29 protein-coding genes and 2 pseudogenes are annotated in these 25983 nt (G+C 63.3%); 18 read left to right on the top strand and 13 right to left on the bottom strand.

Annotated features, from left to right (window positions below; all coding sequences use genetic code 11):
• The first annotated feature begins 149 nt into the window (after positions 1 to 149).
• The 4 genes and pseudogenes from AC1MH0_RS09920 to AC1MH0_RS09905 form a co-directional block, all read left to right on the top strand.
• Positions 150 to 386 (top strand): hypothetical protein, encoded by a 237-nt coding sequence (locus AC1MH0_RS09920; RefSeq protein ID WP_480962648.1) that lies wholly within the window; start codon positions 150 to 152, stop codon positions 384 to 386.
• 282 nt (positions 387 to 668) lie between these two features.
• Positions 669 to 890 carry a hypothetical protein gene (locus AC1MH0_RS09915; protein WP_480962647.1) on the top strand — a complete coding sequence of 74 codons (222 nt, stop codon included), beginning with the start codon at positions 669 to 671 and terminating at the stop codon, positions 888 to 890.
• Positions 887 to 1072 (top strand): annotated as a pseudogene (locus tag AC1MH0_RS09910) (hypothetical protein); the annotation flags it as partial. The gene AC1MH0_RS09915 and the pseudogene AC1MH0_RS09910, both read left to right, overlap by 4 nt.
• Before the next feature lie 62 nt (positions 1073 to 1134).
• Positions 1135 to 1332, top strand: a pseudogene (locus AC1MH0_RS09905) (IS481 family transposase); the annotation flags it as partial.
• Between the two features lie 311 nt (positions 1333 to 1643).
• Here the strand turns inward: AC1MH0_RS09905 and AC1MH0_RS09900 are convergent.
• Entirely contained in the window at positions 1644 to 2762 is a 1119-nt protein-coding gene (locus tag AC1MH0_RS09900) for a glycosyltransferase (protein WP_480962646.1), read from the bottom strand.
• Positions 2716 to 3486 carry a rhamnan synthesis F family protein gene (locus AC1MH0_RS09895; RefSeq protein WP_480962645.1) on the bottom strand — a complete coding sequence of 257 codons (771 nt, stop codon included), beginning with the start codon at positions 3484 to 3486 and terminating at the stop codon, positions 2716 to 2718. The genes AC1MH0_RS09900 and AC1MH0_RS09895 overlap by 47 nt, the downstream gene beginning before the upstream one ends.
• A 142-nt stretch (positions 3487 to 3628) precedes the next feature.
• Between AC1MH0_RS09895 and AC1MH0_RS09890 the strand changes: the two genes are divergently transcribed.
• On the top strand, positions 3629 to 4504 hold the full coding sequence (locus tag AC1MH0_RS09890; protein WP_480962644.1) for an FkbM family methyltransferase: 876 nt from the start codon (positions 3629 to 3631) through the stop codon (positions 4502 to 4504).
• 112 nt (positions 4505 to 4616) lie between these two features.
• Here AC1MH0_RS09890 and AC1MH0_RS09885 read toward each other — a convergent pair whose 3' ends face one another.
• Positions 4617 to 5624 (bottom strand): LacI family DNA-binding transcriptional regulator, encoded by a 1008-nt coding sequence (locus AC1MH0_RS09885; RefSeq protein WP_480962643.1) that lies wholly within the window; start codon positions 5622 to 5624, stop codon positions 4617 to 4619.
• 174 nt (positions 5625 to 5798) lie between these two features.
• Here AC1MH0_RS09885 and AC1MH0_RS09880 point away from each other — a divergent pair, with 174 nt between their 5' ends.
• Genes AC1MH0_RS09880 through AC1MH0_RS09840 form a run of 9 tightly spaced genes read left to right on the top strand, consistent with a single transcriptional unit; the run spans position 5799 to position 14482 of the window.
• Positions 5799 to 6995 (top strand): MFS transporter, encoded by a 1197-nt coding sequence (locus AC1MH0_RS09880; protein WP_480962642.1) that lies wholly within the window; start codon positions 5799 to 5801, stop codon positions 6993 to 6995.
• Complete coding sequence (locus AC1MH0_RS09875) at positions 6992 to 8056, top strand: sugar phosphate isomerase/epimerase family protein (protein ID WP_480962641.1); 1065 nt, start codon at positions 6992 to 6994, stop codon at positions 8054 to 8056. The genes AC1MH0_RS09880 and AC1MH0_RS09875 overlap by 4 nt, the downstream gene beginning before the upstream one ends.
• Positions 8053 to 9198, top strand: coding sequence for a Gfo/Idh/MocA family protein (locus AC1MH0_RS09870; RefSeq protein ID WP_480962640.1), 1146 nt, complete (start codon positions 8053 to 8055; stop codon positions 9196 to 9198). The genes AC1MH0_RS09875 and AC1MH0_RS09870 overlap by 4 nt, the downstream gene beginning before the upstream one ends.
• Positions 9195 to 9581, top strand: coding sequence for a c-type cytochrome (locus AC1MH0_RS09865; RefSeq protein WP_480962639.1), 387 nt, complete (start codon positions 9195 to 9197; stop codon positions 9579 to 9581). Before AC1MH0_RS09870 ends, AC1MH0_RS09865 begins: the two co-directional genes overlap by 4 nt.
• Positions 9582 to 9594: 13 nt before the next feature.
• Positions 9595 to 10506, top strand: coding sequence for a hydroxypyruvate isomerase family protein (locus AC1MH0_RS09860; protein ID WP_480962638.1), 912 nt, complete (start codon positions 9595 to 9597; stop codon positions 10504 to 10506).
• Between the two features lie 11 nt (positions 10507 to 10517).
• Entirely contained in the window at positions 10518 to 11348 is an 831-nt protein-coding gene (locus AC1MH0_RS09855; RefSeq protein ID WP_480962637.1) for a 3-keto-disaccharide hydrolase, read from the top strand.
• Positions 11345 to 11926 (top strand): gluconate 2-dehydrogenase subunit 3 family protein, encoded by a 582-nt coding sequence (locus AC1MH0_RS09850; RefSeq protein WP_480962636.1) that lies wholly within the window; start codon positions 11345 to 11347, stop codon positions 11924 to 11926. The genes AC1MH0_RS09855 and AC1MH0_RS09850 overlap by 4 nt, the downstream gene beginning before the upstream one ends.
• A complete protein-coding gene (locus AC1MH0_RS09845; protein ID WP_480962635.1) occupies positions 11923 to 12756 on the top strand; it encodes a sugar phosphate isomerase/epimerase family protein in 834 nt (277 codons plus the stop codon). The genes AC1MH0_RS09850 and AC1MH0_RS09845 overlap by 4 nt, the downstream gene beginning before the upstream one ends.
• 49 nt (positions 12757 to 12805) lie before the next feature.
• Positions 12806 to 14482 carry a GMC family oxidoreductase gene (locus AC1MH0_RS09840; RefSeq protein ID WP_480962634.1) on the top strand — a complete coding sequence of 559 codons (1677 nt, stop codon included), beginning with the start codon at positions 12806 to 12808 and terminating at the stop codon, positions 14480 to 14482.
• 129 nt (positions 14483 to 14611) lie between these two features.
• Here AC1MH0_RS09840 and AC1MH0_RS09835 read toward each other — a convergent pair whose 3' ends face one another.
• Positions 14612 to 16438: a DUF885 domain-containing protein gene (locus tag AC1MH0_RS09835; protein ID WP_480962633.1), complete on the bottom strand. Its 1827-nt coding sequence runs from the start codon at positions 16436 to 16438 to the stop codon at positions 14612 to 14614.
• Between the two features lie 164 nt (positions 16439 to 16602).
• Positions 16603 to 17337 (bottom strand): SDR family NAD(P)-dependent oxidoreductase, encoded by a 735-nt coding sequence (locus tag AC1MH0_RS09830; protein WP_480962632.1) that lies wholly within the window; start codon positions 17335 to 17337, stop codon positions 16603 to 16605.
• A gap of 85 nt (positions 17338 to 17422) precedes the next feature.
• Between AC1MH0_RS09830 and AC1MH0_RS09825 the strand changes: the two genes are divergently transcribed.
• Positions 17423 to 17797 (top strand): winged helix-turn-helix transcriptional regulator, encoded by a 375-nt coding sequence (locus AC1MH0_RS09825; RefSeq protein WP_480962631.1) that lies wholly within the window; start codon positions 17423 to 17425, stop codon positions 17795 to 17797.
• Positions 17798 to 17815: 18 nt separating this feature from the next.
• On the opposite strand, the gene AC1MH0_RS09820 is transcribed toward AC1MH0_RS09825, so the two are convergent.
• The 7 genes from AC1MH0_RS09820 to AC1MH0_RS09790 form a co-directional block, all read right to left on the bottom strand.
• Positions 17816 to 18772 (bottom strand): bifunctional methionine sulfoxide reductase B/A protein, encoded by a 957-nt coding sequence (locus AC1MH0_RS09820; protein WP_480962630.1) that lies wholly within the window; start codon positions 18770 to 18772, stop codon positions 17816 to 17818.
• Between the two features lie 77 nt (positions 18773 to 18849).
• On the bottom strand, positions 18850 to 19188 hold the full coding sequence (locus AC1MH0_RS09815) for a hypothetical protein (protein ID WP_107955498.1): 339 nt from the start codon (positions 19186 to 19188) through the stop codon (positions 18850 to 18852).
• A 220-nt stretch (positions 19189 to 19408) separates the two neighbouring features.
• The gene (locus AC1MH0_RS09810) at positions 19409 to 19891 is read right to left on the bottom strand and encodes a PilZ domain-containing protein (RefSeq protein ID WP_480965720.1); all 483 of its coding nucleotides are present in this window, start codon (positions 19889 to 19891) and stop codon (positions 19409 to 19411) included.
• 138 nt (positions 19892 to 20029) lie between these two features.
• Positions 20030 to 20404 carry a hypothetical protein gene (locus tag AC1MH0_RS09805; RefSeq protein ID WP_480962629.1) on the bottom strand — a complete coding sequence of 125 codons (375 nt, stop codon included), beginning with the start codon at positions 20402 to 20404 and terminating at the stop codon, positions 20030 to 20032.
• Positions 20401 to 20985, bottom strand: a complete 585-nt coding sequence (locus AC1MH0_RS09800; protein WP_480962628.1) for a response regulator transcription factor — start codon at positions 20983 to 20985, stop codon at positions 20401 to 20403. Before AC1MH0_RS09800 ends, AC1MH0_RS09805 begins: the two co-directional genes overlap by 4 nt.
• Positions 20982 to 22589 carry a sensor histidine kinase gene (locus AC1MH0_RS09795; protein WP_480962627.1) on the bottom strand — a complete coding sequence of 536 codons (1608 nt, stop codon included), beginning with the start codon at positions 22587 to 22589 and terminating at the stop codon, positions 20982 to 20984. The genes AC1MH0_RS09800 and AC1MH0_RS09795 overlap by 4 nt, the downstream gene beginning before the upstream one ends.
• Before the next feature lie 383 nt (positions 22590 to 22972).
• Positions 22973 to 23422 carry a MarR family winged helix-turn-helix transcriptional regulator gene (locus tag AC1MH0_RS09790; RefSeq protein WP_480962626.1) on the bottom strand — a complete coding sequence of 150 codons (450 nt, stop codon included), beginning with the start codon at positions 23420 to 23422 and terminating at the stop codon, positions 22973 to 22975.
• 117 nt (positions 23423 to 23539) lie between these two features.
• Here AC1MH0_RS09790 and AC1MH0_RS09785 point away from each other — a divergent pair, with 117 nt between their 5' ends.
• From AC1MH0_RS09785 to AC1MH0_RS09775, 3 genes are all read left to right on the top strand, one after another.
• Entirely contained in the window at positions 23540 to 23965 is a 426-nt protein-coding gene (locus tag AC1MH0_RS09785) for an organic hydroperoxide resistance protein (RefSeq protein WP_480962625.1), read from the top strand.
• Positions 23966 to 24276: 311 nt separating this feature from the next.
• The gene (locus AC1MH0_RS09780; protein WP_480962624.1) at positions 24277 to 24561 is read left to right on the top strand and encodes a hypothetical protein; all 285 of its coding nucleotides are present in this window, start codon (positions 24277 to 24279) and stop codon (positions 24559 to 24561) included.
• A 413-nt stretch (positions 24562 to 24974) separates the two neighbouring features.
• Entirely contained in the window at positions 24975 to 25490 is a 516-nt protein-coding gene (locus AC1MH0_RS09775; protein WP_480962623.1) for a Ros/MucR family transcriptional regulator, read from the top strand.
• A gap of 75 nt (positions 25491 to 25565) precedes the next feature.
• On the opposite strand, the gene AC1MH0_RS09770 is transcribed toward AC1MH0_RS09775, so the two are convergent.
• Entirely contained in the window at positions 25566 to 25919 is a 354-nt protein-coding gene (locus tag AC1MH0_RS09770) for a MerR family transcriptional regulator (protein WP_480965719.1), read from the bottom strand.
• Positions 25920 to 25983 lie beyond the last annotated feature (64 nt).

Raw genomic sequence — 25983 nt, 5'->3', positions numbered from 1 at the left:
ACGCGGGAAACACGAGCGCCAAATCAAGCCAATATATAACGTTGTAAAACCAATGGGCGTCCGATGCAACGAATGACGTTGAACAAGTTTTGTCTCGGGTGCCAGGCATCCGTGGGGTGCTCGATTGTTAGCCCGAAATTCGGCTAGATATGGCGGCGGCGAGCACGACAACGATCCTTGCCGTCATCTTCTGCCTAGTGGAGCGGTATCCGCACACGATCGGCTCCCTCCGAAGGGGGTTGTACGCCAGAGGCTGCACAGCATCCTTCGACAAGTTGAAGAGTCTGCTGCTTCTTTTCGAGGGCTCCAATCCGCGCAAGTTTCTGTGGAAGCGGATGCCTGACGGCGTCTTTCTGCCGCTGTACTCCAACGCCGCATTTTTCTGAAGATTGGTTCGAAGATGATCTCGAACTCAAGGACCCAGTTGGGATCCACATTTTCGTCTGAACCATAATCGCGCCATCGGCGCATCGTGTCCGGCTCTCTAGTGGGGCTGCCGTTCTCTGAAGCCTAACCGAGAGGACAAGGCAGTGAACATATCTCAAATTCGGGCGCCTCGCGCGCCGGGTACTAATCCCGCGTGCGCGGTGGACATTGACCCAAAAGATTTCCCCGACCAGCCGAACAGGGGCGAGGGCCCCCCGGCGACAATCGACAACGTGCGTTTCATGGTCGACCGGAACGGCATCACCGTTCGCTACAACGTCATCAAAAAGCGGACCGAGATCATCGTCCCGTGGCTCGTGGGAACGGCCGAAAACGCGGACAGCGTCGCGATGACGCACCTGCAGAGCCTGGCTCTTCGATACGGCATGCAGACCGGGCTCGTGGCCTTGATGGTCGACGCGATCAGCGACGAGAATGGTACAATCCCGACGCGTTGTGGATGACCAGCAAGCCCTGGGACGGGGTCAATCGCCTTCCCGCGTTCTGCGGCACGATAACTGCGAGGGACGGCTACCCTGAGGAGCTGAAGGTCCTGCTGATTACAAAGTGGATTCGCAGCGCCGCGGCGGCGGCGTTGATGCCGGACGGGTTCCGGTGCCGCGGCGTGCTCACCCTGCAGGGGCCTCAGGGCATCGGCAAAACCAGCTGGGGCCTCCGGCTGATCGACAACCCAATGCTGCGGGACGCGGCTTATCCCGTCTGCCGGACATCGAGGGCGACAAGCCGAAGCGACAGCGCTTCAACCGCTACTCGATCCGGCTCTTCCACGTGGAAATTGCCGATGTTCAGACCCCCGAAGGCAAGCTCTACCTGTCCGTTGACATCGACCGCACGAGTAAATTTGCGGTCGCCCATCTGGTCGAGAACGCCGATCGACGAACGGCACGGTAACGCGAGTACTCACCGCAAAGTTCATTGCTCTATGGGCCTTGTGCAAATACGGTCGCAAACACGCCATCTGCTCGTCCGTCAACCGGTATTGAGTACTCTCAGTCTTCTTAAGTAACCCCGGTTAGATCGCGCATCCCAAATTAAAGGTCCCGACCTTGATTTATACGACCGCCATCCGTGTCACGGCGTCAGACGTTATCTCGACTGCACCGGTGCCAAGCACTTGCCTGATAATTGCGTAAAGACAGCGGGGATCAAGCGGGGTCGGTCTCGACGCCCTGAATTATGCGAATGGTATCTCATTGCTAGTGTGTCGGCAGCGGCCTGAAGCCGCGAATTACATTGCGCGGGTGAAACGCATGATTGATAAGAAAGTCAGCGTGTTCGGAAAACGTTCGCCAGTCCGCATCCGAGCCAGCCAGCGGACGCATCACCGTGTCGATCTGGTGGCGAAGTTGGACATTGCCCACGCCTCGCCAACTCCGCCATTCAGCGAACCACGCGTTTTTGCATGCCAAAGCCAACCGGCCGAACGATCCACGCAATTTAGGATGGATCGCGGATGATCTGCTGAGATAGTCCAAAGTCGTCCAGAAATGTAGACGGCCCGGTAGATGCGAGAATATTGCAGCGCGTAGACCTTGGCTCCCGACGCGTTGCCTAGCAACACGTCCCAAGTCGCCATTGCACTGATTCTTTTCGTGAATGCGGTGGTAGATGATCGCGTCGTCGACATAAGCCAGTCCGCCGGAAAACAATGCTTCTAGCCCAAGCGCCCAATCAAAGGGCAAGGCTCCATGAAAGCAGTTTGGCTGAACCCAAGATCGCCGCGCGATCATAGCGTGAGCGGAGACCATCGGCCGAAAGAGCGTTCGCAAACGCATCGTAGGATCCGCACTGATTCCCAACGCTTGCAGCGCGGTGCAGCCGATGGCGGTGCCTTCGCTGTCCACCAATTCAGACCGGCCAAAAGCAACATTCATACCGCCGATCCCGGCGAGCAAGCGCTCGTTCTTATCTGGGGCCCAAATATCATCTTGATCTGAAATGCAAATATACTCGTGCGTCGCCGCAGCAAGCAATTCCTGCAAGCGCAACGGTTGCCCTCGATTTTCTTTAGAAGGCAGAATACGGATACGAGTATCTTGGCGGCCGTAGCGCTCCAGAAGTGAAATAGTGGCATCCGTAGACCCATCATCGACAACAAGAAGCTCGAAATCCGCGAAACTTTGCGACAGGATCGATTCAAGCTGCGCAGCGAGATATGCGTCGCCGTTGTAAGTTGGCATCAAAATCGAAAGCATTTGGCCTGTTCCCGCGAGCTTTTGACAAATTCCGCGAATTGGTGCTTGATGTCCACCGCATGCTGCAGTCGCATTACGTACATGCCCGCGCACGCGATACGGCGGCAAGATGCCGCTCAATCAGCGCCGGATCAAACCCCTTCGCGGCAATCATTTCCTGCCACCCGTCGAGGTCGACGCCGAACGGATTGTCGCGCAATAACTGAACCTTTATAAATGGAAAGCCGCTCTGGATAAGCGCACGCCAGTTCGACAAGGTCGGGTTTCCGGGCTCTCCGGCAGCCGTTGGAAAGAGTGCCTCGGCGGTTAACCCGAACTTTTTGAACTGGGACACTAGCTCCAACTCATATCGATCGATGACCCATTGTCGATCACCGCTCCGCACACTACGCCAGAAGCGGCGAAATATCCGGCTGCGCACAGCGTTATGCTTGAAAAAGATGACAAAACTCTGGAAATGGGGTCGGATTTCTTGGCTCTCGGTAAGGCCGACGATGTCCGCTGGTGAAGCTCTAACCCGGCCCAACATATCCACAAAATTGTCAAACGGCCCGTACACGCTGTCGTTCGCGATGGCGACTGACCGAGCTTTGTGTAAGTCGGGAATGCCACGCATCGCGGCTGCCCATGCCCCGAAATCGTAGCCGATGTTGGTACGCACCAAGAGTCCGCGACAAAAATCCAGATCCTGACGCGTATCGAACAGATTGAGATCGTTTACTACTACGATAGCTATGACTGCGAAACCTTGTGCCGCCCATGTCCGCGCCTGAACCAATGCAGGTTCGGTAACCTGTCCGGTGGGGCTGAAGGTGACGAACAGGCAGAGGTCCGCGCCAACCACATTTCCTGGGGGCTGTACCCAACGAGCGGGTTCGCCACGCGCCGTATCAGGCGTTTTTAGTTTGGCCAGCCGATAGGTTCGGGTTTAGTCTGGTTTCGTAATGACCAAAGAATCGTAAAGATAACTACTGGGAGCACGGAACTTGGCAGTCACGTCGAAAAATATCAGCCTTCCTCAACGCAAAAATGCGCTGGCCAAATTGATCCTTGCCAATCGGCTTGACCACCTAAACCGTGAGAATTCGGCCACCAAGCCTTACCCGATTGCGATCTTCGCTCATGATCACATAAGCACGCATATCAGCGTCTTCGGCTTCTACGAGCGTGAGCAACTCGAGATGATTTTCGCAGCGCTATCGCCGCTCGACAATGTGTTCAAGAACGGCCGTGCGCTGGATGTTGGTGCCAATATCGGAAATCACTCGATCTATTATTCCAGACATTTTAAGAATGTGGATTCGTTCGAGCCCCATCCACGAATAGCAAAATTACTGAGGTTCAACACCGAGCCGGCGGGCAATATCGTCGTCCAGGAATACGGCGTAGGAGACGAGTCCGGCACCAGCGTGATGAACGAAGTCGCGGGCAATATCGGTGCTTCGTCTATCGGAACCGGCGATATATCGATCGAAATCAGGACCATCGATAGTTTCGGATATGATGACGTAGTGTTCATGAAGGTCGACGTAGAGGGTTTTGAGAAACAAGTCCTCCGAGGTGCACGGGAGACGATCGCGCGATGCAGTCCTATCTTAATTGTAGAGCAGCATAGCCACGAGTTCGCAAATGGCTATCCGGAAACGCTCAAGATCATCGAGGACATGGGATATGCCTTCGGGTGGTTTTCTGCGGGTTCTATACAAGGAAGGTGGAACAAGGCCACTGCGGCTTTGCGCGAGCGCTTGAGCAGCGAACGTAAGTTTGAGTTTAAAATGGCGCAGCATGCCGAACCGGGGGAATATTTGGCACTGGTGGCTATTCCAAAGGCGCATTGGTCATTGTTCGGATTTACTCCGTAATTATCCATAAAAGCGGCTTTGAGTAACAATGGGGCGGCTATTTGCAAGAATACGCCGTCCCACGTTGATCCCAACGACAGTTACACAATTCTGCAGTGTGGCCGAAAGCCGTTTAGAGATCCGCAGCAGGCGGAGCGGTGCTGCTGCGTATGACGAGTTCGTGGTCGAGCGTGACTTGCGACGCGGCATTGTCGACACCCCGCAGGATGTCGACCAGCAGGTCGACCGCGCGGCGGCCGATCATGCCTTTGGGCTGCGCTATGGTGGTCAACGGCGGCTGGAAATAGCGCGCGAGCGGCAGGTCGTCGAAGCCGATGACCGAGACGTCCCTCGGGCACGCCAGGCCGGCGTCGCCGATCGCGCTGAGTGCGCCCATCGCCATCTCGTCACTGAAGCAGAAGATCGCGGTGACGTCGTGCGCGAGCAGGTCGCACGTGTGATCGACGGCCGAGCCAGCGGAATAGTCGCCGATGCGGACGTGGAGGCTGTCACGGAGGTCGGCGCGGGTCATGGCGTCGATCGCGCCGGCGAGACGGTCGCGGCTGATCGGGCTGATCTCGGGGCCGGTGACGACACCGATCCTGCGGTGGCCGAGGCCGATCAGATGCTCGATCGCGTCGGCGGAGGCCGCGGCGTTGTCGATGTGGACGCTGGGGACGCCGAGATCCGGGCTGTATTCGCAACCGTTGACGATCGGTGCTGCGGCCCCCTTGCGCGATAGCAGTGGCGCGAGGCTGGCGGGCAGGCGGTGGCCGAGAAAGATCAGCCCGTCGACCTCCCGGCGCGAAAGCATGTCGGCATATTGATCCTCGACCTCCGGGTCATGCCGCGTGTCGCCCACGACCACCGAATATCCGGCGTCCCGCGCAGCCTCTTCGGCGCCGCGGATGACGCTGGCGAAGAACGCGTTGGAGATGTCGGGGACGGTCAGGAGGATCTTCGCCGCGCGCAACGTCCGCAGGCTGCGGGCGGCGACGTTGGGGGTGTAGCCGGACGACCGGACGATTGCGAGCACGCGCAGGCGCGTCTCCTCGGATACCTGTTCGGGGCGGGTCAGCACGCGCGACACGGTGGCGGTGGAGACGCCCGCGAGTGCGGCCACTTCGATGATCGTCGGCATCGGGTCGTCATGTATCCGGTCGACGGCGGTGTCGATATATATCCGATGTAATCCTTTACATCCGGTTAGAGGCTCCGTAGCTTCCTGTCAGACAAGCAGCAAAAGCTGCGATCGGAGAGGTGGCGAATGGCCGTAGCGAATGATGGTTTTCAGGCAGGGGCCAGCGTTGGTGGCATGCTGACCGGCCGCCTGAGCGCCATGATGTTCATGCAGTTCTTCGTCTGGGGCGCGTGGACCGTCACGCTCGGCCTCGTCATGCAGACGGTCGGGATCGGCAACCTTATCGGCAACGCTTTTTCGGTCGGGCCAATCGCATCGATCGTCGGATCGTTCCTGCTCGGCATGGCTGCGGCGCGCTATGTCAGCCCGCGGATGCTGATGGTTATCCTGCATCTTATCGGCGGCGTGCTGCTGTTCGTGCTGCCGTCGCTGGTGACACCGGAGAATGGCGAGACCTTCGTCTGGCTGCTGCTCTGCTACATGATCCTGTACATGCCGACGGTCGGCCTCGCGAACACGATCGCGCTGAAGAGCTTCGGCGAGCGGACCGACAAATTCCCGTTCGTCCGCGCGTTCGGCACGCTCGGCTGGATCACCGCGGGGCTGATCATCGGCTGGGCCGGACTGTCGGCTAGCCCGGAGATCTTCCGTGTCGCGGCGGTCGTCTCGGTCGCGCTTGGGCTCTACAGCTTTACGCTGCCGAACGTGACGGCGGACGCGCCCCGCGACGAGAGCGTACTCCGGCAAGTGTTCTGCGTCGAGGCGTTCGGGTTGCTCCGCCAGCGCTCGTTCCTGATCTTCATGACCTGCGCGACGCTGATCTCGGTCCCGCTGGCAATGTATTACGCCTATGCCTCGCCCTATGTCGGCGCGACCGGCATCAGCAACGTCGGCGGCACGCTCGCGATCGGGCAGATGTCCGAGCTCGTCTTCATGTTCTCGATGCCGTGGCTGTACCGCCGGTTCGGCGTGAAGCCGCTGCTGCTCGTCGGGATGGCCGCTTGGGCGGTGCGTTATGTATTGTTCGCGATCGGCGATGGTGGCTCGTCATTGTGGGCGGTGTATCTCGGCGTCGCGTTGCACGGCGTATGCTATGATTTCTTTTTCGTCGCCGGCGCGATCTACACCGGCACGATCGCCACGCCGAAGGGTGTGAATGCGCAGGCGCAGGGCATGCTGACGCTGTTTACCTACGGCGTCGGAATGCTGCTCGGATCGCAGATCGGTGCGCTTCTGTACGCACGGCTGCCCGCATCGCCGACCATCGCCGACTGGCAGCATATGTGGTGGTATCCCGCGATCGCCGCCGCGGTGATCGCGCTGCTGTTCCAGTTCACCTTCCGCGACGACACCAGAAAGAGTGCAGCATGACCGGCATGAAGGGCCCGGGGATATTCCTCGCCCAGTTCCTTGGCGACGAGGCCCCGTTCGATACGCTCGACACGCTGGCCGAATGGGCGGCGGGCCTCGGTTACGTCGGGGTCCAGATCCCGTGCAACGCGCAACTGATCGACCTGAAGCTCGCAGCCGAGAGCAAGACGTACTGCGATGATCTTCGCGGGAGGCTGGCGAAGCACGGCGTCGAAGTCACCGAGCTGTCGACGCATCTGCAAGGACAGCTGGTAGCGGTGCACCCGGCGTACGACACGCTGTTCGACGGCTTCGCGCCCCCCGAGGTCCACGGCAAGCCTGCCGAGCGTCAGCTTTGGGCGGTCGAGCAGGTGAAGCTCGCCGCGCGCGCCAGCGCCAACCTTGGCCTGTCAGCGCACGCGACCTTCTCGGGCGCACTGGCGTGGCCGTACGTCTATCCATGGCCGCAACGTCCCGCCGGGCTGATCGAGGAAGCGTTCGCCGAACTCGCTCGTCGCTGGACTCCCATCCTCGACGTGTTCGAGGAGGTCGACGTCGATTGCGCGTTCGAGGTCCATCCGGGGGAGGACGTGCATGACGGCGCGACTTGGGAGCGATTCCTTGCCGCGGTCGACAACCATTCGCGTGCGCGCCTCCTGTTCGATCCGTCGCATTTCGTGTTGCAGCAGCTCGATTATCTCGACTTTATCGACCGCTATCACGACCGGATCTCGTGCTTCCACGTCAAGGATGCCGAGTTCAACCCGAACGGGCGTACCGGCGTCTATGGCGGCTACGAGAACTGGGTCGACCGCGCTGGCCGCTTCCGCTCGCTCGGCGACGGGCAAGTCGATTTCTCGTCGATTTTTAGCAAGATGGCGCAATATGGCTATGACGGCTGGGCAGTGCTCGAATGGGAGTGCGCGCTGAAGCGGTCCGACGACGGCGCACGCGAAGGCGCGCCGTTCATCCGTGATCACATCATCCGCCTGACCGAGCGCCCGTTCGACGATTTCGTAGCCAGCGGCATCGATCGCGCGTCCATTCGCAAGCTGCTCGGACTGTCCGAGGGGCAGGCATGAGCCCGCTTCGTCTCGGCATGGTCGGCGGCGGGGAGGGGGCGTTTATCGGCGCAGTCCACCGGATGGCCGCTGCGCTCGACGGCAACTGGGATCTCGTCGCGGGCGCGTTCAGCACCGATGGTGGGCGCAACACGCGCACCGGCGTGCTGCTCGGTCTCGATCCGCAGCGGGTCTACCCGACGCTCGATGCACTGATCGCGCACGAAATTACGCTGCCGGCGGACCAGCGCGTCGAAGCGCTCGCGATCGTTACGCCAAACCATCTCCACGCGCCGATGGCGATCGCCGCGCTCGACGCCGGCTTCCACGTATTCTGCGAAAAGCCGATGGCTATGAGCGTCGTCGAGGCCGAGGCGATCGCTGCAGCTGCGAAAGCCAGCGGCCGACAGTTCGCACTGGCGTTCACGTACAGTGGCTATCCGATGATCGAAGAGGCGCGCGCACGCGTCGAACGTGGCGATTTCGGCGCGATCCGGTTGGTGCAGGTCGAATATCTGCAAGGCTGGTTGAGCCGACCGATCGATACCGACGGTAACAAGCAGGCCGAATGGCGGACGGACCCCGCCCGCGCCGGCCTCGGTGGCTGTCTCGGCGACATCGGTACGCACGCGTTCCAGCTTGCCGAACATGTCTCTAGCTTATCGGTGCACTCGGTTTCGGCGGACCTCACCACGCATGTAGAAGGCCGGCGGCTCGACGACGACGTCAGCGCGCTGCTCCGCTTCGAAGGCGGGGCGCGCGGCGTGCTCAAGGCGAGCCAGGTCGCGGCGGGCGAGGAGAACGGGCTGCGGCTGCGTATCCACGGCGAACGTGGCGGGCTCGACTGGTCGCAGATTGAGCCCAACACGCTGACGCTGCGCTGGCTCGACCGCCCCGCGGAGATCGTCCGGACCGGCGGCCCCGGCATGCTCGACGCGACTGGAGCGCTGGTGCGGACTCCGGCGGGGCATCCGGAAGGGTACATCGAGGCGTTCGCCAACCTCTACCGCGCGTTCGCCTCGGCGATCCGCAGCGACGGGAGCGACCGCTGGTTTCCTGGCGTGGTCGATGGACTGCGCACGATGCGGTTCATCGAGGCGGTGATCGCCAACGCCGGTTCGAACCGGAAATGGACATTAATCGATTCGGGAGACACGGAATGAAGCTGCTTATAGCCCTGGTCGCAGGAAGCATCGGCGCAGTTTCCGCCGTCACGATATCCGCGCCGACCACCGCGCAATCCACCGCAGCCTCGCCTCCGGCGTTCGCCGCCTGCCGCGCGTGTCACACCGTCGCGAAGGGTGGCCGCAACGGCATCGGTCCGAACCTGTACGGCGTGGTCGGCCGTGCCGCCGCCGCGACACCCGGCTTCAATTATTCGGCCGCCATGAAGGCGTCGAAGCTGCGCTGGGACGAGCAGACGCTCAACGAGTATCTCGCAGCCCCCCAGAAGAAGGTGCCGGGCACGCGGATGCCGATCGCGACGCCCGATGCGGCCAAGCGCGCGGCGATCATCGCGTACCTGAAGGCGGAGGGCGCCAAGTGATCGCGCCGCGCGCATGACGCTCTCGCGCCGCACCCTGCTCGCCGCCGGTGCAGCGGCATCGCTGGTCCCCGCCGGGATCGCCGCCCAGCGCCGCGGCAGCAACGCCGCACGCTTCTCGCTCGGCTACGCGCCGCACGAGGGCAGCTTCGCCAGTCGCGGCGGTCGGATCGAGCAGATCGCCTACGCCGCCGACCAAGGCTTCACCGCCTGGGAGGACAACGAGGCCGCAACGCGAACGGTGGCCGAGCAGGAGCAGATGGCCAAGGCGCTCGCGCAGCGCGGCATGACGATGGGCGTGTTCGTCGCCAGCATGCCCAAATGGTCGAAGTCGCGGCCGCTCCTCGGCGCTAACGACGGCGCCGAGCGTGAGGCGTTCCTCGCCGACATCCGCGCGTCGCTCGACGTGGCCAAGCGGCTGAACGCCAAGCGGATGACCGTCGTCACCGGCTTCATGGATCCCAAGGTGCCGGTCGATATCCAGACCGCCCGCGTGATCGACGTGATGCGCCGCGCGGGCGAGATCGTCGCGCCGTCGGGCACGGCGATGGTGATGGAGCCGCTCAACACGCGGACCAACCATCCCGGCGTCTACATGCAGACGATTGCGCAAGGGTATGCGGTCGCGCGCGGTGCCAACAGCCCCGCGGTGAAGATTCTCGCCGACCTGTATCACGAGCAGATTCAGTCGGGAAATCTGATCCCGACGCTGGCCACCTGCTGGAGCGAGATCGGCTACATCCAGTTCGGCGACAATCCGGGCCGCAACGAGCCGTTGACCGGCGAGATCAACTTCGCCTCGATCGTGAAGTGGCTGAAGGCGCAACGCTACACCGGCGTGATCGGCATGGAGCACGGCAATTCGATCGCCGGCCGCGCAGGCGAGGATCGCCTGATCGCCGCCTACCGCGAGATCGACGCAGCATGAAGGGGATGGGGATGAAGACGGTGTTGATGGCGAGCGTCGTCGTGGCGGTGACTTCGACGACGGCGTGGTCGGTCGCGGCGCAGGAGAAGCCAGGCTTCAAGGATACGCCGATGCTGCCCGGTGGTCAGTGGCACGTCCATGACGCCGACCGGCCCGCACCGATCGTAGTCGCGCCGGCCGTCGCCCCGGGCGGTCCGCCCGCCGACGCGGTGTTGCTGTTCGACGGGCGCTCGCTCGACGCGTGGAAGCCCGATCGCATCGCGTGGCCGATCGCGAACGGCGCGCTGACGATCCCCTCCCGCGCCAAAAGCGGTGGCGAGAACAACCTCGTCTCGAAACAGAGCTTCGGCAACGTGCAGATGCACCTCGAATTCCGCTCGCCCAACCCGCCGACCAAGACGTCACAGGATCGCGGCAACAGCGGCATCTGGTTCATGCAGCGCTACGAACTGCAGATCCTCGATGGGTCGCAGAACCCGACCTACGCCGATGGCACCGTCGGCGCGGTCTATGGCTGGAAACCGCCGCTGGTGAACGCCGCGCGGCGTCCCGGCGAATGGCAGACCTACGACATCGTGTTCGAGCGCCCCCGCTTCGCCGCCGACGGCAGCCTGCTCCGCCCGGCCTACATTACCGCGCTGCTCAACGGCGTGCTCGTCCAGAACCATCAGGCGATGCTCGGCACCACCATCTGGCGCAAGGTGGCAAGCTACACCGCGCACGCTGACACCGCGCCGATCCAGCTTCAGGATCACGACTCGCCGGTGTCGTTCCGCAACATATGGGTCCGTCCGCTGACCGATGCGGCGATCGCGCAGGACCTCGGAAAGGACGGTAAATGATCGATCGCAGGACAGCACTCGCGGGCGTCGTCGCCATGTTCGGCACCGCCTTGTATGCGCCGATCGCACGCGCAGCCGGCGTCGCGGCAACACCGGGCGCGGCGGCGGGCATCCCCGTCATCAGCGAAGGCCCGCCGAGCGTCGCGGTCTTCACTGCCCCCCAGCGCGCGCTAATGACCGCGCTCAGCGAACGCGTGTTGCCGACCACCGACACGCCGGGCGCGATCGCCGCGGGTGTCCCGGCGTTCATCGAAAAGCTGCTCGCCGACTGGGCCGCACCCACTGATCGCGTGCCGATCCTAGCCGGGCTGGACGCGATCGAGGCGCGAAGCTTGGCGGACTACAAGGTCCCCGGCGCGAAGGCGACCGCGGCACAGCACGACGCGCTACTGACACTCGCGATGAACGACCAGATCCCGTCGGGCGGCGTGTTTTTCACCGCGTTCCGCCAGCTTGTCGTCACCGGCTATTACACGTCGGAGATCGGCATGACGCAGGAGCGCGAATATCTGCCGGTGCCGGGCGAGTATAACGGCGCATTCCCCTATTCTCAGGTCAACAAGGTGTATTCCGCATGATCCTCAGCCGTAGAAACCTGCTCGCCGGCTCCGGCGCGGTCGCAGCGCTCGCGTTCGTCCCGACCGCCTCCGCGGCACAGTTGAAGGCGATCGGCCTGCAACTCTACACCATCCGCGACATCTTCTCGAAGGACCCGTTCGGTACGCTCAGTCAGGTCGCCAAGATCGGCTACCGCGAGGTCGAATTTGGCGGTGGCGGCTATGAAGGCATGGACCACGCGCAGTTGCGCAAGACGATGGACAAGCTCGGCCTGACCGCGCCGTCGGTGCATATCGGGTACGACGCGCTGCTCCAGCGGTTCGACCAGTCGGTGACGATGGCCAAGACGCTCGGCGCCACCACGGTCGTGCTGCCGTACATGACCGACGAGCATCGCAACGAGGCAGGCTGGACCGCCGCGCTGCCGAACTTCAACCGGTTCGCCACCGACCTGAAAAAGGCCGGGCTGGGCTTCGCCTATCACAACCACGATTTCGAGTTCACCACCAAGCCGGGCGGCGTCAGCCTGTACGAGCGGTTGCTGAAAGAGACCGACCCCGCGCTCGTGAAGCTCGAGCTGGATCTCTACTGGGCGCTGCATGCCGGCGAGAATTTGACGACGCTGATCGAGCGCCTGTCGCAGCGGATCTACGCCTATCACGTCAAGGACATGCGGCCCGATCGCAGCATGGCGGCGGTCGGCGCGGGCACGGTCGATTTCGCCGCGCTGTTCAAGCTGAAGGGCAGCGCCGGCGTCCGGCATTTCTACGTCGAGAACGACCAGGCCCCCGCGCCGTACCTGCCCGACATCACCACGAGTTTCCGGACGTTGCGCGCGCTTCGTTTCTGAGCGGCTACTGCTGAACAGTCGCGTTTCTGAGTATTAGGAGAGGTAGATCATGGCTGAGACCAACAGGTTCGACGCGATCGTAATCGGTTCGGGCGTCAGCGGCGGGTTCGCTGCCAAGGAATTGACGGAGAAGGGCCTGCGCGTCCTGATGCTCGACCGCGGCAAGATGGTCGAGCACGGCGAAGGCTACACCTATGACGGCAAGCCCGCCTACGAGGTGCCCGCGCGCAACATCATGCCCAAGCCATTGGTGGACAGCGATTATTTCATCGCCAAGCACGGCTATGTCCAGCCCAGCAACCGCGAGTTCCACAACGACGACCGGCTGAACCCTTACGCCTATGACGAGGGCAGCAAATTCTACTGGATCCGGCCGGGCGCGGTCGGTGGCAAATCGCTGATCTGGGGCCGCTGGTGCTTCCGCTGGAGCCCGCAGGACTTCGAGGCGAACAAGCGCGACGGCCTCGATGGCGACTGGCCGATCCGCTATGACGACGTCGCGCCGTGGTACAGCTATGTCGAGAAGTACATCGGCGTATCGGGCTCGCGCGAGAACCTCGCCTATTTGCCCGACAGCGAATTCCAGCCGCCGATGCCGATGAATGTCGCTGAGAAGTGGCTGAAGCAAGGTCTCGAATCCAAGTTCCCCGGTCGCAAACTGATCAACACGCGGCTGTCGAACATGACCGAGGACAAGCCCGACCAGAACCGCACGAAATGCCAGTTCCGCAACCAGTGCGGCAATGGCTGCTCGTTCGGTGCCTATTTCTCGACCCAGGCCGTGACCTTGCCGGCTGCGCGCGCGACCGGCCGGCTGACGCTCAAGTCGGACTCGGTAGTCACCAACCTAACGTACGACGCAGTGCGGAAAAAGGTCACCGGCGTCCGCTACATCGATGCCAAGACCGGGCAAGCGGAAACGGTGCAGGCCGATCTCGTCTTCCTGTGCGCCTCGGCGATCGCTTCCACGCAGATCCTGCTGAACTCGCGCGCGCCGGGGAGCGAGCGCAGCTATTTCGACGAGAGCGGTACGCTCGGCCGCTATGTGATGGACCACATCTTCCGCGTCGGGATCGAAGGCGACATCCCCGGCATGGAAGAGTTCATCGAATTCGGTCGCCGTCCGGGTGGCGTCTACGTCCCGCGCTTCCGCAACATCGGCGGCGACGAGGGCGTCGGCTTCAAGCGCGGCTATGGCTATCAGGGCAGCGCCTACCGCAACCCCGCCGCCCCGGTCGGGTTCGGCGCGTCGATGAAGCAGGGCATGCGCAAATACGCGCCGTGGCGGTTCAGCATGGGCGCGTTCGGCGAATGCCTGCCCTATGCCGACAACAAGGTTTCGCTGCACGCCAGCAAGGTCGACCGATTCGGCGTGCCGCTAGTCCGCTTCGACGTCCGCTTCCGCGACAACGAACTGAAGATGATGACCGACGCACGGGCGCAGGGCGAGGCGATGCTGAAAGGAGCGGGGCTCACCAACGTCAAGAGTTCGGAGAGCGAGCACGTCCCCGGCGACGCGATCCACGAAATGGGCGGCGCTCGCATGGGCCGCGACCCGCGCACCTCGGTGCTCAACGAATGGAGCCAGGCGCACGCCGCGTCGAACCTCTACGTCACCGACGGCGCGCAGATGGCATCGATATCGTGCGTGAACCCGTCGCTGACGTTCATGGCCCTGACAGCGCGCGCTGCCGATCATGCGGTCAAATCGCTGAGGAAGGCTTAGCCGCTAGGCGGGCAAGCTGCTCACGCGTCGTCCCCGCCGCGGTTCACGACTGGCGCTTGGCGAGGGCAGGGGTAAACCCTGTCCACCAAGCGCCAACCGAACCATTCTAGCAGGGTAGCGCCCGTACGATTATTTCGCTGCCCCGCCGCCGGCAGCGATCCAGGCGTCGATCTTGCGTTCGAGCACCGGCATCGGCAGCGATCCGGTATCGAGCACCTGCGCATGGAAATCGCGCGGATCGAACTTGCCGCCGAGCGCCGCCTGCGCCTTCGCCTTGGTCCGCGCGATCGTCAACTGACCGATCTTGTAGGCGAGTGCTTGCCCCGGGATAGCGATGTAGCGCTCCACCTCGGCAGTCGCATCGGTCCGCGCCATCGGCGAGTTGGCCAGCATGTATTCGATCGCCTGATCACGCGTCCAACCCTTGGCATGGATGCCGCTGTCGACCACAAGCCGCATCGCGCGCAGCATTTCGTCGTTCAGCCCACCCATCCGCTGATACGGATCGGTCTCCATGCCGAGTTCTTTCCACAGGCTTTCGGCATACAGCGCCCAGCCCTCGACATAGGCCGTGTTGCCACCGAACCGCATGAAGGCGGGCAGCGCGGTGTTCTCCTGCGCGAGACTGATCTGGAAATGATGCCCCGGCACGCCCTCGTGCAGGAACAGCGTCTCCATCTCCCACATGTAGCGCGAAGGCAGGTCGTAGGTATTGTAATAGAATACCCCGGGCCGCAGGCCGTCAGGCGTTCCGCCCTGATACGAGCCACCGGCCTCGGTCTTTTCCTTGAAGGCCGGGACCGGGCGGATCTCGAGCGCGGTCTTCGGCGTCAGCGAGAATTGCTCGGGAATGCGCTGGTCGATGCGCTTTTCGATCGCACGATAGCCGTCGCGCAACTGATCGACCGAACTCGGCTGAAACTGCTTGTCGGTGCGCAGGAAGGTGAAGAAAGCCGGTAGATCGCCCTCGAACCCGACCGCCTGCTTCTGCGCCTCCATCCCCTTCAGGATCCGCGCGACCTCGGACAGGCCGAGCTGGTGGACCTGCTCGGCGATCATCGGCAGCGTCGTGTTCTTGCGGATCAGATAGGCATAATAGGCATCGCCCCCGGGCAGCGCGGACAGGCCTACCGTGTCGCGCGCAACCGGCAGGTACGTCTTGGCGAGAAAGTCCCGCATCCGCTGGTGCGCAGGCGTGATGACATCGCGGATCTGCGCCGCATAGGCCGCCTTCAGCCGCGTCTGGTCGGCCGCCGAGATCGACGCGGGGAAGGTCTTCACCGGGCCGTAGAAGGTCGATCCCTCGACGCCCTCCGCGATGAGGTTGTCGAACTCCTGGATCATGTTGGTCACGACCAGCTTCGGCTGGACGATCCTGTCCTTCATGCCCTGGCGGAACAGCCCGATCGCGCGGTCCAGCACCGCGGCATATTGCGCGTTGCGCTTCAGGTTGTTCTCATAGTCGACGAGCGTCTTGAACGGCGCTGCGCCCTTGCCCGATGCGAGGTCGGGATAGAAGGTCTGGAACCCGTTGAAATGGTCGATCGGCAAGTCGCGCTCGACCCTGACGATTGCGGGGGCATAGCCGGCCAAGTCGGTCTCGTTGCGCGTCTTGAACACGTCGTACGCGATCTGGTCGGTCGCGGTCAGCTTCGTCCGGTCGATCGTCTTGAGCGCGGCCAGATCATGCTCGATCGCCGCGCGTTCGGCGGCCAGATACGCATCGGTCAGATAGTCGCCGAGCCGGTCCGCATAGCGCAAATCGCCGCGGAAGATCCCCTCGATCGGATTGCGTTTCAGGCTCGCCTCGTCGCTGTCGTAGAACACCCGCTTGAGCCGCGCATCGTCCGCACTCTCACCGGGCTGCGCGACGGGAGGCGGCAGCGCCTGCGCACTCGCCGCGGCGCTGCCGACGGTCGTGGACAGGAAAGCGGCAAGCAGCAGTTTGACGGACAACGCGTGTTCCTTTGGATGCGATGACACGGGGGTAGGATGCGGCAGGATTTCCCGCAAGCGCAGCTCGCGTCCGCTCGAACTGCAACGAGCGGGCGCGCTCGACCCGTTCGAAGCTCCGTCGAAACTGGGCGAGGTGCACCGCTTGCGGCGCAGCCTCGCGCCATTCAGATCTGTGCGACGCCGCCGTCGACGAACATCTCGCTGCCGGTCATGAAGCTGCTGTCCGCGGACGCCAGGAAGGCAGCGGCGGCGGCGATCTCGGCGGGGTCGCCAATCCGGCCGATCGGGGTACCGGCGCCCATTTCCGCCATCGCATCCTCGCCGACCACCTCGAGCGCGAGTTCGGTCCTGGTCGGTCCCGGCGACAGCACGTTGACGCGAATGCCGGTGCCGCGCAGATCGAGCGCCCAGCTGCGCGCGAAATTGCGGATCGCCGCCTTGGTCGCGCTGTAGACGCTGAACCGCGGCGTTCCCATCACGCTCGTGCTGGATCCGGTGAGGATGATCGAGCCGCCCGACCGCATCAGCGACAATGCCTTCTGCACCGTGAACAGCAGCCCTTTCACGTTGACGTCGAACGTCCGGTCGTAATGCTCCGGCGTGATTTCACCGAGCGGGACGAGCTCGCCGGTACCGGCATTGGCGAACAGGATGTCGAGCGAACCGCGCTCCGTCCGGACCGTCTCGAACAGGCGGTCCAGGTCGGCCATGTCGGAGACCGAGCCGCTGATCGCGCGGGCATTCTCGCCGAGTTCGACCAGTGCCGCGTCGAGCGTGTCCTGCCGCCGCCCGAAGATGTAGACGAACGCGCCCTCGTCGATGAAGCGCTTGGCCGATGCGAGGCCGATCCCGCTGCCCCCGCCGGTCACGATCGCCGTCTTGCCGTTCAGTCTGTCCATCTGTCGTCTCCGCGGTTGCGAAGATCCTTAGCTGGCGGAGCGCATACCTATCGACAAGTATGCACCTTTTGGTAAGTACCAGGTTATGACAATTGCACCTCCGACTGACGGCTTCACCTGCGGCCTGGACGTCACGCTCCGCATCATCGCGGGAAAATGGAAACCGCTGATCCTGTATTTCCTGTTGCAGCGGCCCAACCGCTACGGGGAGCTTAAGCGTGCGGTGCGCGGCGTCAGCGACAAGATGCTGATCCAGCAATTGAAGGAACTGGAGGCGGACGCCGTGCTGACGCGGACGGATCACCATGAGGTCCCGCCGCGGGTCGATTATACGCTGACGCCGATGGGCCGCAGCCTCGCCGAGGCGCTAGCACCGCTGTGTACCTGGGGAACCGAGAACATGGCGGAGGTCACGCGGGTATTCGCCGAGCGCGATGGCTGGCAGCGCGAGGCGGGCTGACCCACACTCGCGCCGCGTTCAGGCTGCCTCCGCGCGGCGCGGCAATTTCCAGTTCGGGCGGACGAAATGACAGGTGTAGCCGTTCGGCTTGCGCTCGAGGTAATCCTGGTGCTCGGGCTCGGCCTCCCAGAAATCGCCGACCGGGGAGAGTTCGGTCACGACCTTGCCCGGCCATAGGCCCGATGCCTCGACGTCGGCGATCGTATCCTGCGCGACCGCCTTCTGATCGTCGTCGGTGTAGAATATCGCGGAGCGGTAGCTCACACCGCGATCGTTGCCCTGCCGGTTGACCGTCGTCGGGTCGTGTATTTGGAAGAAGAATTCGAGCAGCGTGCGGAAGTCGGTGCGCGCCGGATCGAAGACGATCTCGATCGCTTCGGCATGGTTGCCGTGGCGGCGGTACGTCGCATCGGCGATGTCCCCGCCCGAATAGCCGACGCGGGTCGAGACCACGCCGGGCAGCGCGCGGATCAGGTCCTGCATCCCCCAGAAGCATCCGCCGGCGAGTACCGCGCGTTCGGTCCTGGCCGGGACTTCCTCGACCTGATCGAGATACGCGGCATAGCCTTGCGCCACCATCTCCCCGCGCGGGACGAAGCGCAGCGCCGCCGAGTTGATGCAGTAGCGCAGGCCCCCGCGGCTTCTCGGACCATCCTTGAAGACGTGACCCAAGTGACTGTCGCCATGCGCCGAGCGAACTTCGGTACGCGGGATCAGCATCGACCAGTCGCGCTTGGCCTTGACGTTCGCCGGTTCGATCGGCCGCGTGAAGCTCGGCCAACCGCAACCGGACTCGTATTTGTCGGCGCTGGCGAACAGCGGCTCGCCCGAGACGATGTCGACGTAGATCCCCGCATCCTTGGTGTGCAGCAACGCACCGGAACCGGGACGCTCGGTCGCATTCTCCTGCGTCACCCGATATTGTTCGGGCGTCAGCGCGGCGACGGCATCTTCGGACTTGCGGTAACTGGTCATGGCGGCACTCCGTTGACCGGAATGTGGTGTGCCGTCATCTCGCTGTCGAGATGCGGGCAGCCACCACCGCCTTGCGATCAGCGCTGCTTCTTGGTCAGCGTCGCGGTGAAATCGGGGTCCTTGTTCGCGACCCAGTCGACGAACTTGCGCACCGCCGGGTCGGCTAGCAGTCCCTCGACGTCCATGCCGTGGCGTTGCAGCTCGGAATTGGTGAAGTTCGCGGTCAGCGTCTGCTGGCAGATCGGATGCATCGGCACGACGTCGCGGCCGCCCCGGCTCTTGGGGACGGGATGGTGCCAGACGATGGTCTTGCCGGTCGGGCGACCACATAGCCAGCACGCGACGATCGCGACGGGCGCGTCCTCCTCGGCCTGCGGATCTTCATAGGGACCGTGTTTCGAATGTTTGCGCGCCATGCGTCTGCCTCGGTCCCGATGATTGCGGTGCCTCCCTTAGCGGCACGGGCGAGGTAGCGACAGTCGGCTGGTGCTTGCCGCACTGGAAATGGGCCAACCGATCGAACGCGATCGCATAGCCCGCGATTGCACAGCCCGCGATTGACGATCGCCCGCGTCGCAGCCGGCTGGTAGCACCCTGCGATACGCACACCGCGGAGCGTAGTTGCCCGCAGTCGCGTCAGCTCATCGCGCCGCCGAGCACGTCGACCGTCGTGCCGAGGGGGGCCACCAATGCCTGGTAACAGGACATGGCCGCGAAGCAGGCGATACCCGCGCCGATGATCGCGAGACAGACGAACTGGAATGCCGATGCGCGGCGTTTGGTCCGGTCGGTCTGCTCGACGATCCGTCGGGTGGACTGCTGACGCTTCATCGTGCGGCGGTCCGCTTCGGCGGCGGCCGGACGGAGCTTGAGCACGGGCTCGCTCAGCAATGCGGCGAGGTTGACCGGGTCCTGCGTCCGTACGCCGAAACGGCTGCCGCCGCTCCACACCACGCGCCCGATGACGACGAGGGTCCCACGGCGGATGTCGACATAGGTGCCGAGCATCGGCGGTTCGCTGCTCGATACGAGCAGGCCCTTGTCGGACACGTCATGAATGCAACCGTCCGACCATTTGCCGCCGACATTCATGCGACAGGGAACCGAGAGTTCCTTCAAAGCGGGCAATTCTTATCCGATCTGGTTGGATCATCGTCCAGACGGCGTATCCCGGTGGCGACGTGCGCCCAATCCGGGAAATATACGGAGGCTCACCATGAGGCGCCGCCAGCGCGAACGATTGCACGCAGACATCGGTTAGCGCGCGTCGTGCGACCAGCCGTCCCAGCGTTCCAACAGCCGGCGACCGATGGCGACCGCATCACCGGTATCCGTCTCGGGCCCGCCGATCCGGTCGTCGATCGCTGCGAGCCACTTTCGCCGCACTGCGCCGACGTCGTGGGGCAGCATGTACCGGTGCCATAGACGCGCGACGCGCTGCTCCCGGAACAGCTTTTCGAGCACGTCGCCAAGACCGCGGACCCGCAACCCCGCGTCGCGTTCGCGCAGAGCGTCGATCAGGTGCGTCGGGTAGACCTCGCGTCGCGTCTTCAGCAGGTCGAGGATGGCGAGCTCCAGGCGAACGTCTTCCGCCATGACAGTCGCAGGTTTCGGGCTGACCGCGCGGCTCATCGGGCGAGCGCGATCAACTGGGCAATACCGTTGGTGCCGGTCTTTGCGACGATCGCGGCACGGTGATCTTCCACTGTTTTCGGACTGATCGCGAGCGCGGCGGCGATCGCCTGATTATTGTGCCCCTTCACCAGCAGGTCGAACACCTGGCGCTGGCGCGGCGTCAGCCCCGCGGTTCGTGCGAGTACGAGGCGTTGCGCGTTCGACCACGCGACGCCCTCGGCTATCGCGGCTAGCAACCGGTCCTCGTCGATCGGCTTTTCCAGATAGTCGAGGCCGCCATAGCGCCGCACCGAATCGACCGCGTTGGCCGTCGTCGGCCACGCGGTCATGAAGATTATCGCGACCGCGGGGTCGAGTAGTCGGACGCGATCGGCAAAGTCGAACCCGTCGATCTCGCCCATCATCACGTCGGTGACGATGCAGTGCGCCGGTGCCCGCTCGTACGCTTCGAGCAACGGGGCGGGATCCAGGAACGGTTCCGCGACATGACCGTGACGGCGAAGCAGCCGGGCGACCGTCGCGGCCAGGTCCTGGTCGTCGTCCACGACATAGACCTTGCCACACGCCGTATCGGTCATTCGGGCTCTCCAACCAGCGGAAGTGCGATCGTCGCGCGCGTTTCCCCGGCCGTATCGGTGATGCGCGACAGGGTGCCGCCATGCGCTTCGACGATCGCGCGGGCGACGAGGATGCCCACGCCCATGCCGGGCTGCGCGGGGCGGGGCGGCCGCGATCGGTTCATGACGGTCAGTTCGACGCCTTGGCCCGTGCGGGTCACGCCCAGCGTCACTTCGCCGTTGCCGGAGGCCTGGACCGCGTTGCGCACCAGGTTGACGATCGCCTGGGCCAGTTCGACCTCCTGCGCCAGGATGACGAGCTCCGGCGAGACCGGGTCGATCGACAGCCGGACGCCCTGCGACTTCGCCTCGGGCCGTGCCAGCGCCGCCACGGTATCGATCAACGTCGCGAGCGGCAGGGGCGTCGGTACGTCGACCGTCCGCCCACCGAACCGACGTAGCCTGCGCACCAGCGTCGACAATGCGGCGGCCTTGCGATCGATCAGCGCCGCGGTGGTCGCGATCTCGACATCGGCCGACACAGTCAGCTCGTGCAGGTGCTTGGCCTCGATCGCCAGCGTCGAGAGCGGCTGGCTGATTTCGTGAATGACCGCCACCGACATCGCGCGCAACGTCTTCAGCCGCTCGGCCTGGAACAACAGGCGATCGCGGCGTTCCAGGTCGTTGCGCAGCTTTGCCTGCGCATCGGCGAAGCTGCCGGCGAGATACCCGACGACCATGATGGACGCGAGGCTCATGTGCAGCGCGAGACGCCCGCCCATGTCCATCGGCATTGCCGTCTGCGGGAGGACCATCGCCGCGACGACGACGATCGCCAGCCAGCTTGCCAGTCGCCCGAACCGAAGTCCGATCCATGCGACCGCGAGCAGGACGGGGGTGTGGGGCGTACCCAGGCCGATCCGCGCGAGCAGGATCTCGATCGCGAACGACGCCACTAGGATCACCACTGCTTCCGCGACCGACGCCGTGCTCGGGCGTCCCGGCCGCGAGGCGCTGCCCGTCGCAAGGTCCGCCACCCAGAGTAGAGGCGGTGCCAGCAGGAGGACGCCGAGCAGGTCGCCGACGACGAACCCGGTCAGCGAGGTCACCGTCTCGCGCAGCCCGGATACACCGGTGAGATCGGGGCGTAGCAACGACCAGGGCAGCGCGGTCAACGCCGCGGCGGCGGGCGCGCCGACCGAGGCGAGGCCGAGCGGCATCGGCGCGACGCTCATGCTCGTCCGGGCACGGTCCGCCATCCTCTGGACGAGCATCACCACGAGCCCGTAGACGAGGGGCGGCCGAATTACGCCGATCAGCGCGGTCGGCCACTCCGCCGATCGCGGATCGATGATGCCCGTGCCAAGCTGCACGAGGATTTCCGTCATCACGACCGCAAGCGTCAACCGGGACCCGCGCCGCCACAACAGCGCGATGCGGAAGCCGGCAGCGGGATAGAGCAGCGAATAGTAACCGCGCCCACCCCATTCGGCGGCGAGATGATGCGCCGCCAGGAACGCGAGCGCATACCCGACCAGCCAGGGAATGTCGGCGATCGTCGGCACGGCGGCAGTGGCACGGGAAGTAACACGGGGCTCTACGAAAGGCTTGGCGAGCGTCGTCATTACGGCCCCTCTGCCAGAACGAGATGCCGCAGCCTATCCGGGCAAATCCCGGAATGCGATCCTACCGCAACGCAGCCGCGTTGGCCCAGGTCGACCATTCCCGCCCGGCTTCGCTGAACGCGATATCGCGGCGAATGGCACGACGATCCCTGTGCGCTCGGGTGGTCACGGCCCGGCAGTCATGCTGTTGAATGGCGATGGCGATGGCGATGGCGATGGCGATGGCGATGGCGATGGCGATGGCGATGGCGATGGCGATGGCGAGGCCGGTGGCATGTGGGCACCGGTCTCGCCGCTGACCAGGCGCTCGATTCGAACGCGCGCGCCTGTCCCCTTCTTCCGAATGGGACGTCCGTGGCCAATGGTAGCACGCATCGCGGTCGTTACTGCTCTGCCGGGAGATCGCCCGCTAAAGCACGCCGAAGTGCCGCGACCTCTGCATTCAAAGCCGCGAGCCGATCTACGGTCATGCCAGACCGCTCGACGACCAGCGGTCCGAGGCACCCGGTTTCCCTCCACCGCGCCCTGCCGGTTTCGGTCAGCCGCACGCGCACCTGTCGTTCGTCGGCGGGGTTGCGGATGCGCGTGACCAGCCCCGCCGCTTCCAGCCGCTTGGCCAATGGCGTGATCGTGCTCGGTTCCAGCGCAAGCCGCTCGGCGATCGCGCCGATCGAACAGCCGTCTTCGGCTTCGTTCAGCGTCTGGAGAACGAGGAACTGCGGATAGGTAATACCAAGCCGGTCGAGCACCGGTTTGTACGCGCGATTGATCGCGATCGTCGCGGCATACAGCGAAAAGCAGAGCTGATCGTCGAGGGGCAGGGGATCGGACACGGCAGGCTCCTTCACACACGACCGTACATAAAATTGCTTATCGCGGCAAATCTTACTGGACATCGGTAACGCAACATCATAGATATTTATCGCGATAAGCAATATGGAGATTTCAGCATGTCCGTCGATGTAAAATACACCACCGAAGCCACCGCAACCGGCGGCCGCGACGGCCATGCACGGTCGCAGGACGGCCGTTTCGACGTTGCGCTCTCGACGCCGAAGGAACTGGGCGGCGCGGGCGGCGACGGCAGCAACCCCGAGCAGCTGTTCGCGGCCGGCTATTCCGCATGCTTCATCGGCGCGCTGAAGGTCGCTGGCCAGCAGTTGAAGATGAAGCTGCCCGACGACGTCGCTGTCACCGCTAAGGTCGGTATCGGCCCTCGCTCGGCTGGCGGTTTCGGCATCACCACCGACCTGACCGTTTCGCTGCCGGGTATCGACCGCGCCGAAGCTCAGCGTCTGGTCGACGCCGCTCACGAGATTTGCCCGTATTCCAACGCTACCCGCGGTAACGTCGACGTCGGTCTGACGCTCGCCTGACGGATTAAATCTGGCGAGCGGACGGTCAGCGTGCCGCCCGCTCGTCTAGTTTTTGTTGGAATACGGAGCTGCCGACGAAAGCAGCTGCCAAGTCATTGCGACGTGTGTTGACATCAATGATCACGGCTACGATGTTACTTGCATGTACGCTCCTGCGACACGTAAGCGTTTCCTCGACCATTCGGGCCAACTCGCCGCACGTGGTTAGCCCGAGCTCGCGGCTATTCACCGTTCGAGTTCGGGCTTTATTCGATCTGACCTTTGGGACGCGCGCCGCGCGCCCATGATCTCGAGTAAACGGAAACCGCACAGTGTCGGAACAAAAAGCTACTGCAGAGAGTGGGCCATTGGCGGACGGCGATGTCGAACGCCCGGAGCGAGCCCCGCCGCCTTTTCTCAGGATGCGGCCGAAGCATTTCTTTTCGAATAGATTTGAGTTGGAGATTGTTGAAAACTATCCCGCTGGTGATGGTGATCGTCAAGTTGACAAGACGCCGGGCTGGTTGAACCGCTTCATCGACCTGAACCTGCTACTCATGATCATGGTGATCGGCGTACCGATTTTATTATATTGCATCGTCGCCGCCTCAAAATAGCTTTTGGGTTCATCGGACTGCTCGCAACAGCCGCATGCGCGGTCTGGCGGCGCAGAATGGCCGACGACCTGTCGCAAAACCATGCCTGTGTCCAAACAACGAGTGTCGTTCGGCGAATTCGCGAGCAGTCGATATGCGATAGGTAAGTATGCAATACGTTTACCGCGGCGTGCGATTGCCACAGTGCGCACGAGGTTCAGGTACATGGCAAGAAGTGCCCATGTACTCCGACATCTTCCAACCGATGCCGAAGACGGGGCAAACCCAACCAGAATTGGGCGGACCAGATATGTTTATGTCCCGCGATGAAAAAAATGTAATAATGCACGTATGTTAAACAGCTGGTGTTAAATTTCATACAAATATAGTAGGCGCCTCAGCAGGGGTGCATTTTACCAATTCGAGGACATACCGTGACTGATACACTTAATACGGTCGAGCTCGCTGCCGAACTGACAGCTGCATGGCTTGCAAACCCGAATACGCGCACCGCGGCTGACGATGTGCCTGCGTTCCTGGTGGCGATGCATTCGGCAGTCGAAAAGCTTGTCGGCAATGGCGATGCGGAGCCCGAGGCAATGGCGCAGCCGATGTCCGAGCCGGCCGTTTCGGTGCGCAAGTCGCTTGCATCGCCAGATCACATCATCTCAATGCTCGACGGCAAGAAGTACAAGACGTTGCGTCGTCATCTGTCGACCAACGGCCTGACGCCGGAGCAGTACCGCGAACGCTTCAACCTGAAGTCCGATTATCCGATGGTCGCTGCAACCTATTCGGAAGCGCGCCGTGCGATGGCGAAGTCCATCGGGCTTGGCCGCAAGGCTGGCGCAACGGTCGAAAAGACGTCGGACGGTGCCGTTAAGACCGTGCGCAAGGGCGGCAAGGCAGCACTTGATGCCGCCAAGAAGACGCTCGGCAGCGAGGATTGAGATGGGCGAGGGGGAGGGCGTCGTCCTTCCCCCTTCCCCTCTCCCTTTCTCGGCCAGCCCAATATAGAGGACGCGTTACGCGCGCCTGCCGTCCTCGACTAGGGCCTGCGCCAAGAGCGCGCGGATTGCTCGCAGTGCGGGAATTACCGGCTCGATCGTTTCGGTCGTAACCGGCATCGCCTTCTCCGCCGCGAGCAACTGCTGCACGCCGCGGACCGTGTAACCTTCACGGTTGAGCAGCGTGTCGATCCGGCGAACCAGCACGGCATCGTCTGCACGGTAATAGCGCCGGTTGCCCGCCCGTTGCAGCGGCCTTAGCTGCGGAAACCGGGTTTCCCAATACCGCAGGATATGCTGTGGCAGGCCGGTCTCGCGCGATAATTCGCCTATCGTCCGAAACGCCCCACCTGCTTTGCCCGGACCCGCAATCGCTATATCCGCAGCATCTATCGACGTGTCGGTACCGGAGTCATGATCGCCCGTTACGTCGATG

Source organism: Sphingomonas sp. AP28 (assembly GCF_056680455.1).
The sequence above is the reverse complement of the archived record's forward strand: the minus strand, read 5'-3'. Positions and strand labels throughout refer to the sequence as shown.